General features: G+C 59.0%; 15 protein-coding genes. 4 read left to right on the top strand and 11 right to left on the bottom strand.

Features of this window, described 5'->3' with window-relative positions; translation table 11 throughout:
• Positions 1-11: 11 nt before the first annotated feature.
• From AA309_RS03225 to AA309_RS03175, 11 genes are all read right to left on the bottom strand, one after another.
• Positions 12-1583 carry a hypothetical protein gene (locus AA309_RS03225; protein WP_047187556.1) on the bottom strand — a complete coding sequence of 524 codons (1572 nt, stop codon included), beginning with the start codon at positions 1581-1583 and terminating at the stop codon, positions 12-14.
• On the bottom strand, positions 1580-3184 hold the full coding sequence (locus AA309_RS03220) for a hypothetical protein (RefSeq protein ID WP_047187587.1): 1605 nt from the start codon (positions 3182-3184) through the stop codon (positions 1580-1582). The genes AA309_RS03225 and AA309_RS03220 overlap by 4 nt, the downstream gene beginning before the upstream one ends.
• A gap of 188 nt (positions 3185-3372) precedes the next feature.
• Positions 3373-4116, bottom strand: coding sequence for an SDR family oxidoreductase (locus AA309_RS03215; protein WP_047187555.1), 744 nt, complete (start codon positions 4114-4116; stop codon positions 3373-3375).
• Complete coding sequence (locus AA309_RS03210) at positions 4116-5450, bottom strand: FAD-binding oxidoreductase (RefSeq protein WP_200901933.1); 1335 nt, start codon at positions 5448-5450, stop codon at positions 4116-4118. Before AA309_RS03210 ends, AA309_RS03215 begins: the two co-directional genes overlap by 1 nt.
• Complete coding sequence (locus AA309_RS03205; protein WP_084730825.1) at positions 5447-5914, bottom strand: GtrA family protein; 468 nt, start codon at positions 5912-5914, stop codon at positions 5447-5449. Before AA309_RS03205 ends, AA309_RS03210 begins: the two co-directional genes overlap by 4 nt.
• 3 nt (positions 5915-5917) lie before the next feature.
• The gene (locus AA309_RS03200; protein WP_342027923.1) at positions 5918-7468 is read right to left on the bottom strand and encodes a UbiA family prenyltransferase; all 1551 of its coding nucleotides are present in this window, start codon (positions 7466-7468) and stop codon (positions 5918-5920) included.
• Between the two features lie 462 nt (positions 7469-7930).
• A complete protein-coding gene (locus tag AA309_RS03195) occupies positions 7931-8317 on the bottom strand; it encodes an acyl-CoA thioesterase (protein ID WP_047187553.1) in 387 nt (128 codons plus the stop codon).
• A 108-nt stretch (positions 8318-8425) separates the two neighbouring features.
• The gene (locus tag AA309_RS03190) at positions 8426-9289 is read right to left on the bottom strand and encodes an amidohydrolase family protein (protein WP_047187584.1); all 864 of its coding nucleotides are present in this window, start codon (positions 9287-9289) and stop codon (positions 8426-8428) included.
• 2 nt (positions 9290-9291) lie between these two features.
• Positions 9292-10428: a mandelate racemase/muconate lactonizing enzyme family protein gene (locus AA309_RS03185; RefSeq protein WP_047187552.1), complete on the bottom strand. Its 1137-nt coding sequence runs from the start codon at positions 10426-10428 to the stop codon at positions 9292-9294.
• Positions 10425-11330 (bottom strand): 5-dehydro-4-deoxyglucarate dehydratase, encoded by a 906-nt coding sequence (gene kdgD, locus AA309_RS03180; protein WP_047187551.1) that lies wholly within the window; start codon positions 11328-11330, stop codon positions 10425-10427. Before kdgD ends, AA309_RS03185 begins: the two co-directional genes overlap by 4 nt.
• 89 nt (positions 11331-11419) lie before the next feature.
• On the bottom strand, positions 11420-12142 hold the full coding sequence (locus AA309_RS03175; protein WP_047187550.1) for a FadR/GntR family transcriptional regulator: 723 nt from the start codon (positions 12140-12142) through the stop codon (positions 11420-11422).
• A gap of 282 nt (positions 12143-12424) precedes the next feature.
• Here AA309_RS03175 and AA309_RS03170 point away from each other — a divergent pair, with 282 nt between their 5' ends.
• From AA309_RS03170 to AA309_RS03155, 4 genes are all read left to right on the top strand, one after another.
• On the top strand, positions 12425-13228 hold the full coding sequence (locus AA309_RS03170) for an NAD-dependent epimerase/dehydratase family protein (protein ID WP_047187549.1): 804 nt from the start codon (positions 12425-12427) through the stop codon (positions 13226-13228).
• Between the two features lie 240 nt (positions 13229-13468).
• Positions 13469-14449, top strand: coding sequence for a TRAP transporter substrate-binding protein (locus AA309_RS03165; RefSeq protein WP_047187548.1), 981 nt, complete (start codon positions 13469-13471; stop codon positions 14447-14449).
• A gap of 72 nt (positions 14450-14521) precedes the next feature.
• Entirely contained in the window at positions 14522-15061 is a 540-nt protein-coding gene (locus AA309_RS03160) for a TRAP transporter small permease (protein WP_047187547.1), read from the top strand.
• 4 nt (positions 15062-15065) lie between these two features.
• The gene (locus AA309_RS03155; RefSeq protein ID WP_047187546.1) at positions 15066-16346 is read left to right on the top strand and encodes a TRAP transporter large permease; all 1281 of its coding nucleotides are present in this window, start codon (positions 15066-15068) and stop codon (positions 16344-16346) included.
• The last annotated feature ends 135 nt before the right edge of the window (positions 16347-16481 follow it).

Below are 16481 nucleotides of genomic sequence, written 5' to 3'. Positions count from 1 at the left end.
TTGAGGTTCCCCTAGAAAGGAGCCTTGGTTGCAACTTCTTGGGCCTTACGTCGGTAAATAGCCCAGCCTTCAGTCTCGCGAAGGGGTTCGAATGCTGTATCAACGTACGCTCGATAGAGTTCACGCAGCGGCGCAGGGTTGATACCCCACTTGGGCTGCATCAGGATGTTCACATCCGCGAAATACTGTTCCGGCGGGGTGAAGTGGCTTGCGTTGACATTCCGATTCCAATGCAGCCACGCACTGTCGCCACGGGGCGGCAATAGCCCAAGACCGGCCGAGAACGGGTTCGCGAAATCGAGAACAGATACTTTTATCGGGGCTTCCGGAAGGCTCTCCAGAGCACGGGCGCCACTCTCGATGCTTTCAAGATAGATATGCATCAAGGTTTTCTCGTTCGCCATCCAAGGAGAGATAAGTCTGATCTCTGCAAATCTGGGGAGATCGAATACCCTGCCGGTGCGCGTCATAGCCAAAGCGGAATGCAGTCCGAGAGCCATGAAGTTATGAAGGATGGTCGGCAGAATCATCGCCATCAGAAGCAGGGGAACTCCTGTGGCAAATGACGAGGAAGGAAGCTTTTTAGACGAATGCTGCACTTGCAGGCGTAGGACCATTTCCGCGGCCACCGTCGCGCCGGCATGAATGGTCAGAATTCCCCAAGGCTGGGAATTCTGGTTCTGGATCAGGAGGCCAGGAATGGCGCAGAAGCCAAAGAACAGAAGGTCGCGCAGGTTGCGAGTCCGCGGCAGAACCAAAGAAATGAAAATGCCAAGTAAGGTGTAATCGGCAAGGTGTCGGATGAACGTGACGGTGAGATCAGCAGGGCGTCGCGATCCGCTCACCTGGGCGCTCATGACGAGGTCGGCGATATAAGCTGACGTGGATCGCCAGAATGCTTCAATCCCGATGCCGGAAATCAGAATGAGAGCAATGGCAGTTGCTACCCACCGGCGTTGGCGAGAATCGAAGAGGAGGAAGGTCAAGAAGGCAAGGGCGACAAGACCATAGGTGATTTTCGTATAAAGCATCACCAGGGTCAGCGCGGCAGCGCAGAGAGCATCGATGCCTTCCTGCCATGGACGACATCGCTCCGGACGCAGATACATCACGAGAAGCGCCCCTAAGGCTGCCCAGCCAATCCGATTATAGAACATGGCGAAGGACAGCGCCGTGATGCTCTCGCCAAGGTTCAGAGGAACAGCCAGCACGAGAAGCAGGAACAAGCCAAAAAGAAGCGCAAGAAGAGGGTGCAGGCGGGAGCTCAGAACATGAGCTATGGGCATGGCAAGAACGAGGGTGGCCAAGGCCATGCCCGACGGCATGGCTCCGCCCATGGTTCCAGACAGCCAATACCCCCATGCCGGTATATAAAATGAGAGAGGACCCAGGGCTGTATGAAAGTCTCTGTTGGGGATCTGTCCCGAAGCGATGCGGTGTGCACCATCAAGAAAGATAAAGAGATCGTTTACATAAGATGCGGCGATGGTGACGCCCGGTGCGGCGAGAAGAGCAGCAAAGACGATTGCTGCAAACAGAATGGCTCCTGCCGGCTGAGATGATCCATTCTGCGCCAATTTCATGAAGACCCCATATGGTTCAAAAAGGCTCCGGGGCTCGGCTGAGGGCGGCGACGGTAGACCTTCCAATGATCCGTCTCTCGTGCAATCTCGAAATGATCGGCGATATAGCTGCCATAGAGGGCTTTAAGCCCTTCGCTATCGGGCTCAGGTTGAGTTGCATCTCCGATAGGTTTGGGCTCCATCATAATAGTGACGTCGGTCATAAGGGTTCCGGCAGGGATGAACGCCGACGTGTTGAGAGTGCGCTCCCACTGGAGCCAGGGCATGTCTCCCTTGGGAGGCGGGGTATTGAGGATCATGGGAAATGGATTGGCGAGATCGAGAACAAAGATCTTCTCATCGTCCATGTTCATTTCTGAAAGCAGCTTGGCGCCGTCGCGTAGCGTCGTCAGATACAAGTGGGCCGTATCGTATTCGCCCCATGTCCATAAGTTCGCTACCCGAACTTGCTCGAGATGGGGAAGTGCAATGGATTGCCCGGCGCGGATGCTCGCTGAGATCATGTGAAGTCCAAGCGCTGCCGTACAATGCACGATCGTAGGCAGGACAAGAGCCAGAAAGAGGAGCTTGGTGCCTCCACGAATAGACCAGTGCCGCTCGATAGGATTCGCGACGTCTTTGTCCTCGAAACGCAGGATGGTTTCTGCCGCGACTGCCGAGGCAGCATGCAGAATGATGATTCCCCAGACCTGAAAGTTCTGATTGATGATAAGGAAGCCTGCGAGGGCGCAGAAGAGATAAAACAGACCATCGCGCATACTGCGGGTGCGCGCGAGAGCGAGCCCCGCGAATATGGTGAGAAGCACGTAATCGGTCAGGTTGCCCAGGATGTGATCCGTAATCTGCCCCCACGTGCCACGCAAGCGCCCGCCGACATTAAGAGCCAGACGAAGATCGTCGAGATAGGCTCGGGACGATTGCCAGATTATTTCGACCGCGATGCATGTGATGACGAGAAGCCCTAGGGTTGCGACGACCCAGCGCCTTTGATGCCGATCCGTGAGCATGAAAATGAGAAAGGCGACGGCAGCGATGCCATAGGTGAGCTTCGTATAGATCATCACTAGGGCTAGACCTGTTGCGCAGAGCGTATCCAACAGGTCCTGCTGCTCCTGCATGCGTATGGGGCGCAGATACATGATGATAAGAATGCTCAACGCTATCCACCCGATCCGGTTATAGAACTTCGCGAAGGACAGAGCGGTGATACCCTCGCCAAGATTGATCGGCACAGCGAGAATGAGCAGAAGAAAAACACCAAAGAGGAGCGCAAGGACAGGATGCAGCCGCGAGCCGAGGATATGGAGTAACGGCACAGAGAATGCGAGAATCGCGAGCGCCATGGCAGCAGGCATGGCGCCGCCCAAGGTACCGGAGAGGGCATATCCTGCGGCCGGAAGGTAATAGGCCAGAGGCCCCAGAGGCGTATGAAAGTCGCGGCTTGGAACCTGGCCCGAGACAACGCGGTAGGCGCCGTCGAGAATGACGAACAGGTCATTCAGGTAGCGTGTCGTAACGGTTTGTCCCGGAAGAATGAGCAGGAGCGCGCATGAAGCGGCTACAACGAACAGGAGAGCCCTCACCGGTATGCGTCGATGCATCAGGGCTTCCATCGGCTCCACTGTGCTCCTGTGGCTAGAGCATCGGACCGAAAAGTGGAATACACTTTTGCGATCACCCGATGCTTGTCTCTTCAAGCGGCTCATCGTTGGCTGCGAACCGAAGGTCGGTGTCAGAGACCCGAAGGGCCGCGCCAGCGAATAACCGGGTCCCTTTTCCGCACGATCCGCTAGAGGCGCAGACGTTTGAAGATGCGCTCCGGGATACTACCTATAATCATCATGACCGGCCGCCAGATGCGGCGAACGTAAATTATATCGCCGCCCCCTTTTTCGGCTGCCGTGAAGATGGCGCGTCCGACTTCTTCGGCCTCTGCCGTGAGAACGGGCGGCAGTTTCATGCCTGCGGTCATCTGCGTGCGTACGAAACCGGGTTTGACGGTGATCACCCGCAGTCCTGCAGCGGCGAGCCGGTTGCGAAGCCCCGACAAGAAGGCCGAGAAGCCGGCCTTGGCAGCACCGTAGAGATAATTGGAACCACGCCCGCGATCGCCAGCCACCGAGCTCACGCCGACGATGGTGCCGGACCCGCGCTCCAGGAAGCGCTCGGCGAAAAGGCCGAGAAGCAGGGCAGGGCCTTCGAAATTGGTGCGCAGGAGTTGTGTGGCATGGGCGGGATCCTTCTGCCCCTTTGCCTGATCGCCCAATTCGCCGACCACGCACACGACTGTATCGGGAAGCTGGGGCAGTCCGTTGATGAAGGCATCGAAGCTGTTCGTCTCGAGAACGTCGAGCCGATGAGTCGTAACTTCGGTACCAGTGCGAGCGGAAATATCGTCCGCATTGCGGCGCGCTTCATCCTCCTTGCGGGCCGCCAGCAGCACGCGCCATCCGGCTTTTGCGTAGCAGAGCGCGGTTGCGCGCCCAATATCGGATGTGCCGCCGACGAGAAGAAGAGTTTTGGAGGAGGTCATCAGATGCCGAGCCTGATCGAGAGACGAGAAGAGATCCGGCCGGTTGCCCCGATCGCCCGCCGCAGATCGCGGAAACGGGTCAATCCGGAATAGCCGGCTTCAAACGTGGAAGGGGATTGACGCGCGTCCTTGGCGAGATAGAGCCGGCCGCCGGCCTCAACCACCGTCTTGTCGAGTTCGTCGAGCAAGGGAAACGCCGCATTGCTGACGGGCATGTCGAGGGCAAGCGTGAAGCCTTCCATGGGAAAGGCGATGTCGCCGTGGCTGGGGCCCATCTGCTTGAGAACGGCAAGGAAGGAGGCGATGCCCCGGTGCGAAATGCGATCGAGGATGCTGCTCAACGCAGAGCTCGCGTGAGCCGTCGGGATGACGCATTGATATTGCAGAAGGCCACGACGTCCGTAGATGCGGTTCCAATTCCCAATTCCATCGAGAGGGAAGAAGTAAGGGTTCCAGTGCACGAGGAACGGATATCCCGCCTTCATGGCACCTGCGCGGAAGTACATCTCGTTGAAAGCCGCGACCGAGTGCCGATTGAGGATGAACGACGGTAAGTCCATAGGCACGGACAGCCGACCGGTCTGCAAGGACGGAAAGTGCTCTCCTCCGGGGCGAAGCGCCTCGACATCCTTCTGCGTGGCGTGCTCGGCTGCGAAAACCAGGGAGCGGCCCATGGATTTGCCCCGGGCCAGGCAATCGATCCATGCGACCGAATAGGTTGCTTCGCGGCTCGCCTGCAATGCATCAAGGGCGTTCTTGAGGTTGGGAGCAACAATCGTCTGCTGGCGCATCCATCCGGTTTCAATGGGGCGGAGCTGGAATGTGGCGTCGATGATCGTGCCCGTCAGGCCCATGCCGCCAATGGTGGCGGAGAGGAGATCGGCATTCTCTGTCCGCGAGCATGTGAGGAGGCTGCCATCGGGCAATGCGAGAGTCAGCGATTCCACGTGATCGCCGAAGCCGCCATCGCGGTGATGATTCTTGCCGTGCACATCCGAGGCGATCATGCCGCCGACGGTCACGAATTTCGTGCCGGGTACGACGGGCGGAAAGAACCCTCTTGGCACCATCACGTCCAAGAGATCCGCGAGAAGAAGGCCCGCTTCGACGCGAACGCGGCCCGTCATGGGGTCGAAGGCGCGGATCCGGTCGAGCCCTCGGGTGACGAGGGTCGCCCGCGCACCGATCGCCGCATCACCATAGGCGCGCCCATTCCCGCGGGTGACGATTCCCGAATGCGAGGCCATGAGGGACGGCAACGCCGTCGGAGAGGCGGGATTGAGCACCTCTGACGGATGGCGGGGATAGCGCCCCCAGCCGAACAGTTCCGTCATGCCTGTCGCTCCTTGAACACAAAGCTCCGGTCGAGCATGAACTTCGCCGCATAGCCGACGGCGAGCCCCAGCACGGCACCGCTATATTTGGCGAAATCTGTCCGCCAGATAGCCCAGAAGGCAATCTCGAAACCCCAGAAGACCAGAGTCGTCAGAACGCTGAAGGCCCCATAAAGGGTGATCTTCTGCAGTTCCTGCTTATGCCCGTCGTAACCGTCGTCAAAGACCCATTTTTTGTCGAGCAGGTACTTGAGAACGAAGCCTGCCACCGTGCCCATGAGGATCGACAACGCCAAAGGGGCCACCGGGGCCAGGCGTACTGTCACCTCTTGCGTCAGCAGGTTGGCGAGCGTCGCGAGGATTGCAAAGAGGACGTACCGAACGAACATTCCAGCCGTATTGCCGGCTGACCGAGAGGAGGGGCTCACACGAGCCGCATCACGTTCATTGTGTTGCGACGCCATGGATCAGATCGCCGCGACAATGAAAAGAGCCGTGAGGCCGACGATGCCTAAGCTCACCTTGTCCTTGATGGCAAAGACCACGGGGTCGTCATCCACCAAGCGGCGGCTGGCCAGCATCAGGATCCGCGCGATCCAATACATCAGGAGCGGCCCCACGAGCCACAGGATCTGTGGACGCGTGTAGAGCTGGTTCACGGCATCGCTTGAGATGTAGAGCGTGAAGATCGTCACGGCGTTGAAACCGGCCCCGGCTGCGAGCGCCGCGACGATGTCGAGATCGCTGTTCTTGTAGTCGCGGCTCGTCGGGTCGGGCAGATTGGCATCGCGCCGACCTGCAAGTTCTACATAGCGTTTGATCAGAGCCAGCGACATGAAGATCATCATGCAGAACGCCAAGAGCCATTCCGAGATCACGACGCTCGTGGCAACCGCACCACCGAAGACTCGGGCAGAGTAGAGCCCGGCCAAGGTGATCACATCGACGATCATCATGCGTTTGAGAGCAAACGAATACGCCGTCGTGAGAGCGAAATATCCAAGCAGTACCCCCAGAAAAGAAAGGGAGACCGCGGACGCGAGGGCGATGGCGCTCAGGAACAGGAGCGGGATCGCAATCAGACCGTGCATGAGGGGGATGGCGCCGCAGGCCAGGGGACGGTTGCACTTTGTCCGATGCCGCCGGTCATCCTGCAAGTCGACCAGGTCATTGAGGATATAGACGCTCGATGCGCAGAGCGAGAACGCGACGAAGGCCATCAGGGCATGAGCAATCGCGCCGGCAGTCAACAGATGGGAGGTCAGCAGCGGCACGAAGATCAGAGCGTTCTTCGCATATTGGTGCACGCGGAGCATCCTTGCCCAGGTGCGCCACGTCGGGCGCGTATGGGGTAAATGCTCGATTTCACCGTCTCTGCCAACGAGCTTCTTTCGTACGCCGGCAGGTGCACGAATAGCGAAGGCCTTGGCTGCTTTCTGCCAGACCGGTAGGTCGGCCGCGTCATTGCCGACGTAGTCGAAGCTCTTTTCCCCGAAGACTTCGACCAATTTCTTGGCCTTCTTTTCGCCTGCCAAATTGGCGGTCGCATTCGTCGCGAACCAGCCGTCGAATGCCCCGAGATGGTCCGCAATACGGCCAACGAGTTTCTCGTGGCTGGCAGAGGCTAGATAGACTTGGCGGCCCTCTGCCTTGGCCTGCTGGATGAGGGCGAGAACCTCGGGATCGTAGGGTAGGGTGCTCGGATCGAAATCGATCGGTTCGCACAGCCGATGCTTGACTGCAGCCTTGCCGCGCTTGAGGGCCGCCAGTATCTCGACCAGAGAATGGGGGCGCTGGCCCAACTCCGAGAAGGCGGTCTCAATCAGGAGATCGGATGCAATGAGCGTGCCGTCGAGATCGACAACCAATGGCCGTTTTTTGCCTTCCAGAACGGCCTTGTCGGCGTACGTCTCTATCAGAGCGCTGGAAGACTGGTGTACTTTTGCCGGTTGCCGTGGGGCGCTGTCATCAAGAGTCGTGCCGCTCTGGAGCTGAGATTGGGTATCAAATCGAGCCAAGACTCCATGCTCCTTCAAACGAACGTGAGCGATTTTCCAGCAAGCGTACCGGTAGATTAGCCATAAGACATGAATGCAATCCGAACGTTCTCAGTTAGCGCTCAGGGTCATCAAATCTACTACAAACTCCTATTGGCGAGATGAAGTCCTACCGAGTGAGATGAATGGGGTGGCACAAGAGCATGTCGGCCATGAAACGATGCCTCCGCTTACGGCATAAGCGCTGTAACTCTGTTTCTGTCGAGCGCAACTCCAAGTCTCATGATCCCATTGATATGTTGGCTATTGATAAGTCTTCGGTCAGGCAACTCTAAATAATATCTTGTTGCGTGAAGACAGCCGCTGCAAATCTAGAAACTGCAACGCTTCAGGCGAGAGCTGATATAGATATTGTTAAGGTTTATCCTACGGAACGGGCGGGGTTCCGCTAAGGATTTAGACCTTGCTGCTCTGATGCAATGGCTATTCCGGCGGCAACGGGCGCGGGCGGGAGCCGCTGTCGATAGCGACGAACGTGAACACGGCTTCGGTAACCTTGATCTGCTCATCCCCGTCGCGGGAGCGACGCCAGGCTTCGACCTGGAACTTCATGGATGTCCGCCCTGTCGAGGTCAAGTCAGCATAGACGGAGACCTCGTCGCCTACATGGACCGGGCTGTGAAAAGTCATGGCGTCAACGGCAACCGTCACGCAGCGCCCCCTGGCGCGCCGGGCCGCTGCATTTCCGGCCGCCAGATCCATTTGGGACATCAACCAGCCGCCGAAGATATCCCCTGCGGGGTTCGTGTCGGACGGCATGGCAATCGTCCGAATAACGGCCTCGCGTCCTTCAGGCTGATCAGCACTCATGAACACCCTCAATCCTTGAACAGGCCCCAGGATCTACGCCCAGTGAGCCTGAGTTTCGTGCGGATTTCAATAGACTTGAGGATCGTCGCAGCTGAGAAGGCTGGGTGCTCAGAAGCCGTAGAGGCGTGCCGGGTTATCGACTAGGATCTTCTGGCGCTGATCGGGGGTGGCCCAGCCGAGGAGAATGTCCAGAAGAACGGCGTCGTCTGGATAGCGTTCTCGCGGAACACCTACATGCGGCCAGTTCGACCCCCAGATGATACGCTCCGGCGCATGATTGACGACACGCGTGGCAATGGCCGCAACATCCGCAAAGTCCGGCGCTCCCGTGAGACTGGTCTCATAGCATCCGCAGATCTTGAACCACGCATTGCCACGGTCAATCAGGCGGAGGATCTCGTCCAGGCGTGGATCGTCGGCGGGAACGGGGTCGATGAATTTGCCGATATGGTCGATTACGTAATCAGCCTCAATCGAGCGAAGTGCATCGATGTGTCGGTCAATCTCCCGCCCATTGAACTGCACGATCATGCTCCAGCCGACAGATCGACAGAGCCGCTCAACAGGTTTCATATCGGCGATCTTCACCGCTCCACCGGGCAGGTTCATGATACGTGCGCCACGAACGCCACGTGCATGAAGGCGCTCCAGCTCCGACACTGTCATGTTGGGCGAGACGGCAATGACCGCTCTTGCTCGCTCCGGTCCGATCTGTTCGAGAGCCGCCAAGGTCGATCCGTTGTCGAATTGGTATGCGTTCGATTGTGTGAGGATGACGCGTTCCAGCCCCAGCCGTTTTTGGACGACAGCGTAATCCTCCACCGTCGCCAGTTCTGCAACCGGAGGGCCTCCGGGCTGCGGCTCGAATCCTGGGAGGTAAAGATGAATATGGCAATCCGTTGCACCGGCTGGAGCCTTCAGCGCGGGGGCTGGCCCGGTGAGAGGTCTCGTATTGGCTGGGATCGATCCCATGATCATGTATCCTTCAGAGCGTATTCTTCGAGAGCTGAACGGTTGATCTCGATACCGAGCCCGGGCCCATCTGGAATGCGCACCACGCCGGATTGATGTTCGATTGCTCGAGTCAGCACTGCTTGCCGGAAGGGATTGTGTGTGCGGTCGAATTCGAGGATCGGTTCAATCGGGTTGACCCGCTGGGGGTTGGGCGGAAGCGCTGCGATGAATTGCAGACCTGCCGCAATCGCGATGCCGGTTCCCCAGACATGCGGCACGCACCGCACGCCATAGAGAGCGGCAAGATCGGCGATGCGCCGCATCTCCGTAAAGCCGCCGGTACCGCAGATATCCGGCTGAATGATATCGACAGCGCGCGTGGCCAGCGGCTCCAGCATGCCATGGCGACCATGCCAGGTTTCGCCGCCAGCGACGGGAATCGGTTGGCCTTCGCGCACGGCTCTGTAGGCGCCGAGCTGCTCCGGAACGACAGGCTCCTCGAACCAATCGACCTTGCAGGCAGCCGCGCGCTTGCCGAGCTCGATCGCCTCCAGCACATCGTAGCCATGGTTGGCATCGATCATCAGGCGAATGTCGGGACCGAGCGCTTCGCGCAAAGCCTCGATGGCCCTCAAGTCTTCCTCGACATTGAAGCCGATCTTGATTTTGACTGCGTGAAAGCCCTCGTCCACATAACGGGCCGCTTCCTGCGCAACATCGGCGGCGCGATCAACGCCGTCCTTTCGAAAGAAGCCTGTCGCATAGGCTCGCACCGATTCGCGAAAACGTCCGCCGAGAAGAAGCGAGACGGGGACGCCCAGGTGCTTGCCCTTGATGTCCCAAAGCGCGATGTCGATGCCGCTGAGCGCGGTTACCGTCAATCCTCGCTGCCCCTGATCCCGCAGAAGATTGTAGAGCTCGCTCCAGATGACCTCCGTTTCCAGCGGGTTTCGTCCGATGAGCGCGGAGGCATAGGCCCTAACGACAGCGGCATTGGGCAGCGCCGGGCCGAGGCACTCGCCCCAGCCGACAGTGCCGTCCTCGCAAATGATCTCGACTAGGCAATGCTGCCTGCGGTCGAAGCGCATGGATGCGCTCTCGAAGGACTGATCGAGACGATGATCGAGGATATGGGTTCTGACAGCTTCGATCTTCATGTGCGGTAGGGTGCAATCAGATTGGCCAGCATTTCAACTTCTACTTCGGTGAGATCCGTCAAAGGTGCGCGGACGGGGCCGGCATCGAAGCCGGCGAGGCGGACGCCGGCTTTGATGGCGGAGACGGCATAGCCCTTGCCGCGATTGCGGATCTTCATGAAGGGATAGAAGAAATCCTTCAGGATGGCTTCAGTGTGCTCGCGGTTGTTGGCTCTCAGAGCCGTGTAGAACTCCTGAGCGAGCTTCGGCACGAAGTTGAACACGGCGGACGAGTAAGTGGAGAAGCCCGCGCCGAGATAGGCCTCTGCAAAAAGCTCTGCCGTCGGCATGCCGCCGACATAGGTGAGGCGGTCGCCCATGGTGGCCGTGATCTGGCGGACGAGCCCGATATCGCCGGAGCCGTCCTTGAACCCGACGAGGTTGGGGCAAGCCTCGCAAAGGCGAGCCAGCGTCTCGACCGAGAGAATGGAGTTGTCGCGGTTGTAGACGATGACACCAATCTTCACCGCATCGCAGACCGCCTTCACATGGGCATAGAGCCCTTCTTGTCCTGCATCGATGAGGTAGTGGGGCAGAAGAAGGATGCCGTCCGCGCCCGCTTCCTCGGCAGCCTTCGCCAATGGCACGGCAATGCGAGTGCCATAGCCGCAGCCTGACACGATCGGCGTCTTGCTGGCAGAAGCCTTCGCGGTCCGGATGATGATGGGGACTTCCTCGGGCGCGAGCGAGAAGAATTCTCCCGTCCCGCCGGCAGCAAAGAGAACGCTCGCGTCAAATCCCGACAGCCAGCCGACATGCCCGGAATAGGCCCGCTCGTTGAAGGCGCCATCCCTGTCGAACGGAGTCACGGGAAACGACAGGAGGCCGGCTCCAAGAGCCGCCTTAAGAGCATTCGGTTCCATGGGCGGTGGGGTCCTTCGCTGATGAGAATATGCGAAGGATCATAGACAACATCATATCTCTGTCAACAAGAGATATGATGACTTGAATATCAGCTGCCCCTGATAAGCCGGCGATACCGCTCCTGGCCGTGCCTGAGATGGGTCCGGATCGCTTGGCGCGCGCCTTCCTCGTCTCGGGCCGAAATCGCCTCGGCGATCTGCTTGTGCTCGGCCTGAAGCTGCCTGAGGTAGTCGGCGGGCGTGGGCTCCGGGTTGCTGTCCTCCAGCTGGGCCCGCGGGATCATCGGGCGGCCCATCATCTCCAGGAACTCCCGGAAACGTGGGTTGTTGGCGGCATCTGCGATGGCAAGATGGAACGCAAAATCCGCCGCTGTCGTCGGTTGTCCGCTGGCAATCAGGCGGCTCAGGTCATCATATCGCTCCCAGATCGCCTCCTCCTGGGCCGGGGAGCGCCGGGTCGCGGCCAAGCCCGCAGCCTCCGTTTCGACCCCCATACGCAGCTCGAGCATCTCGATGATGGAGGAAATCTTAGAAAGTTCAATGGCTTGAAAGGGAAGAGCCGGCTGGGTCGGGGGCGTGCGGACGAAGACGCCGACCCCATGTCGTGCTTCGACCAGCCCATCGGCGCGTAGGGACGCGATCGCCTCCCGGACCACGGTTCGGCTCACATCGTATTGCTGGGTCAGGCCCGCCTCGCTCGGCAGTTTGTCTCCCGGCCGGAGGTCTCCGCTCAAGATAGAATGTCGAAGATGTTCGCTGACCGTCTCGACAAGATTCTTGCGGCCGCGTGCAAGGGTGTCACCGCTTTGCATGGGTTGACTCTGGTTCTGGCTGGATGGGCTTCGCATCGAAGACTCCGGGCGTCCCACGCTGATGCTCCTTGCTCTATCCGAGCGCCTTGAGGCTGCGCAATGCTGGTTAGACAAAAACTGTTGACGGGTCGTCTTGCCATTGTATGATGACTTAATACAAACATAATACAAGTTCCAGATGACGACAACTGGGGGGAGGTTCATGGCTCGCCAAGGCTCGTGCGCAGCGGTTCCTCGTTCTTCAAGCGGCCTCATTCGGCCGAATGAGGCGAGTGGATACGCATGCTAGGAAAGCTTCTTTTGACCGGCGCAGCCGGCGGAGTTGGCAAAGCTCTTCGGCCGCTGCTGCCGCGGATCGCGCAAACGGTCCTGCTTTCGGATATCAACGACATTCAGGATGTGGCGGTTCACGAGAGCTTCCGGCGCTGCGATCTCGGTGATCGTCACGCCGTGGACGAACTTGTGGACGGGGTGGATGGCATCATCCATCTCGGCGGGATTTCGGTCGAGAAGTCGTTCGACCTTATTCTCAACGGCAATATCGTCGGTGTGTACAATCTGTTCGAGGCGGCCCGTCACCACGGAAAGCCGCGTATCATCTTCGCCAGTTCCAACCATGTCGTCGGGTATTACCGGCGCGATCAGTATCTCGACAGCACCGCGGTGCCCCGGCCGGATTCGCTCTACGGCGTTTCCAAGGCCTTCGGCGAGAACATGGCAAGCTTCTACTTCGACAAGTTCGGGCAGGAATGTCTATCGGTCCGCATCGGGTCCTGTTTTCCGAAGCCTGCGAACCCGCGCATGCTCGCGACATGGCTTCATGTGGAAGATCTTCTCGATCTCTGCGCCCGCGCATTCGAGGCTCCGCGCCTGGGCCACACGATCATCTATGGCGCATCCGGCAACGACGAAACCTGGTGGGACAATCGCCATGCAGCTTTCCTGGGTTGGAAGCCGAAGCACAGTTCGGCTCAGTGGCGGGCCGAAGTCCTTGCCGAGGCGGGCGCGCAGGATCCAAAGGATCCGGCAGTGATCTATCAAGGCGGCGCCTTCGTGACGATCGGCCACCCGTCGGACGAGGCGTAAGGATCGCTCTGCCATGACGGGACAATTCTCCAGCATGTTTCAGAAGCCTTCATCTTCCGAAGCGTCCCGTTTCTTCGAGGCTGGAGTGACGACGAATTGCACCAGAGCGACGCGACAAGAGGCGCCTGGTTGCTCAATGGGCGGGACGGCAACGATTCAAATCGTGCTCTCGCCTCCAAAGCCCAAGTCGGACCAACACGACACGGCGAATAACATCATGAGGAAACCAAGGAGAGCTCTATGGTCACGAGAAGAACTCTGGCGGCCGCCGCTTTAGGCTTGTTGGCCGCATTCGCCGGCGGTGCTGCGAGCGCGCAGACGGTCCTGAAATCGGCAGATGTCCATCCTGATGGATATCCCACCGTCGAGGCGGTCAAATATTTCGGCTCTCTGCTCGAAAAGAGAACCAACGGCCGCTACAAAGTGCAGGTTTTCCACTCGTCCCAGTTGGGAGGTGAGAAGGACACGATCGAGCAGACGCGGTTCGGTGTGATCGAACTCAACCGGATCAACATGGGGCCGTTCAACAATCTGATCCCCGAAACCGTCGTTCCATCGCTTCCCTTCATCTTCCGGTCGGTCGAACATATGCGCAAGACCATGGATGGGCCGGTCGGCGACGAGATTCTGAAGGCCTTCGAGCCGCACGGCCTCGTGGCTCTCGCCTTCTATGATTCCGGTGCGCGCTCCTTCTACAATTCCAAGCGCCCCATCAACACGCCTGCAGATCTTAAAGGCATGAAGGTTCGCGTGATCCAGTCGGATCTCTTTCTCGACATGGTGAATGCGCTCGGTGCCAACGCGACACCGATGCCGCCCGGCGAGGTGTACTCGGCCATCCAGACCGGTGTCGTGGACGGCGCCGAGAACAATTGGCCGAGCTACGACTCGTTCCGTCACGCCGAGGTGGCGAAGTTCTACTCTCTGACCGAGCATTCCATGTCTCCAGAAGTGCTGGTGATGTCGAAGAAGGCCTTCGACAAGCTCTCTCCCGAAGACCAGAAGGCCGTGCGGGAATCGGCCAAGGAGTCGGTTGCGAAGATGCGTGAACTCTGGGAGGCCCGCGAAAAGGAAGCCGAGAAGAAGATCCGGGCCGGCGGCAGCCAGATCAACACGGTCGACAAGCAGCCCTTCATCGATGCGATGAAGCCCGTCTATGACAAATACGTGAAGGGCGAGAAGGTGAAGGATCTCGTCTCGCGGATCCAGGCGACGAACTGATCTCGATTGTGAACGCACCGTCGGGCTGGCGGAAGGCCAGCCCACCTCTTCTCTCGAGGGAGATTCCAACCGATGCGCGCCCACCTTGCCGCTTTGTCTCGCATCCTCTCCATCGTCAACAGGGCGGCACTCTGGTTGGCGGGGATCGGCCTAATCCTGATGACAGCCTTTATCGGCTGGCAGGTGTTCGGCCGTTATGTGTTGAACCAGTCGCCGAGCTGGACGGAACCGGCGTCGCTTCTGCTCATGAGCTGGTTCATTCTTCTGGGCTCGGCAGTCGGCGTTCGGGAAGCCAATCATCTGGGTTTCGAAAGCGCGCTTCACCATGCGCCGGCATTCTTGCGTCAAGTGATGCTCATCATGACAGAAGTGCTGGTTGCAGGCTTCGGTTTGGCAATGACGTGGTACGGCACGCAGCTGGCGATGGAAACATGGTCTGCTGCCATGCCGGGCCTGCCGATCCCGCAAGGCATGGATTATGTGCCGCTCGCAGTTGGTGGACTCCTGATTGCGCTGTTCTCACTGGAGAAGCTCGTCAGGCTTCTGCTCGCTGGAGAAAGCGTCCCCCTGGTTCGGGTCGACGAGCCTCATCTCGTTGTCGTGAAGGAATGATGCCATGACGATCTGGGTTCTCTTTGGCGTCTTCACCCTGCTGCTGCTGATCGGAACGCCGGTTGCGTTCTGTTTGGGCATCGCTTCTCTCGCGACCGTGCTTTACATGGGATTGCCGCCTGTCGTGGTGTTCCAGCAGGTCAACTCCGGCATGAACGCTTTCGCCATGATGGCCATTCCGTTCTTCATCTATGCCGGCGACCTCATGATGCGCGGCGGCATTGCCGACAGGCTCATTCGCCTTGCGGCCGGGTTCGTCGGCCATCTTCGCGGTGGCCTGGGGCAAGTCAATGTTGTCGCTTCGACCTTGTTCGGCGGAATTTCCGGCTCTGCCATCGCGGACGCATCGGCGATTGGCGGCATCATGATCCCGCAAATGGAGAAGCGCGGTTATGCGAAAGACTACAGCGTCAACGTCACTGTGAATGCGGCGATCATCGCGCTCCTGATTCCGCCCTCCCACAACATGATCATCTATTCGATCGCAGCGGGTGGGACGATTTCGGTCGCAGATCTGTTCACGGCCGGCGTGGTGCCGGGGCTGCTCCTTGCTGCAGCCCTCATGATCACGGCCTATTGGGTTGCGGTGCGCCGCGGCTATCCCGCCGATCCCTTCCCCGGTTTTCGGATGCTGGCCTATTTCTTCGCTTCGGCCGTTCCTGGAATCCTGCTCATCTTCATCATCTTCGGCGGAGTTCGCTCAGGCATCTTCACGGCCACAGAAAGCTCCTGCATTGCGGTCGTCTATGCCCTTCTCGTCACGCTCTTCGTCTACCGCGAGCTGAACTGGCAGGGTTTCGTGGAGGCGACGCTCGGCGCTGTACGTACGACCGCCATGGTGCTCCTCGTCATCGGTACGGCGAGTGCCTTCGGCTGGCTCATGGCCTTCCTGCAGGTGCCGCAGGCGACCATCGACATGATGAAGGCTGTCTCTGACAATCCGATCGTTGTCCTCCTGCTGATCAACGTTATCCTGCTGGTGCTCGGCACCTTCATGGATATGGCGCCGATGATCATCATCTGCACGCCCATCTTCCTGCCGGTGATCAAGGCATTCGGCATTGATCCGGTGCATTTCGGTGTCATCCTGATCCTCAATGCCGGCATTGGCCTTAATACGCCGCCGGTCGGATCTGTTCTGTTTGTCGGCTGTGCCGTCGGCAAGATTTCGATCGGCGAGGCCATGCAGACGATCTGGCCCTTCTTGGGCGCGAGCATCCTGGTCCTGCTGCTCGTCACCTATATCCCGGGTCTGTCACTCTGGCTTCCCGCCCTGTTCCACTGAGCGTGTCGTTGGGAGCCTTTCTGACGTCCGCGATACTAACTAGCGGCCCTGCATCAGCTTCAACCGGGAGCGCAGGGCCTCTTGAATATGCGACCTTGCGAGCGTCTCGGCCTGGTCGGGCTTGCGTGCGGCGAT

Origin of the sequence: Microvirga vignae (assembly GCF_001017175.1) — a bacterium.
GTDB classification, from domain to species: domain Bacteria; phylum Pseudomonadota; class Alphaproteobacteria; order Rhizobiales; family Beijerinckiaceae; genus Microvirga; species Microvirga vignae.
The sequence above is the reverse complement of the archived record's forward strand: the minus strand, read 5'-3'. Positions and strand labels throughout refer to the sequence as shown.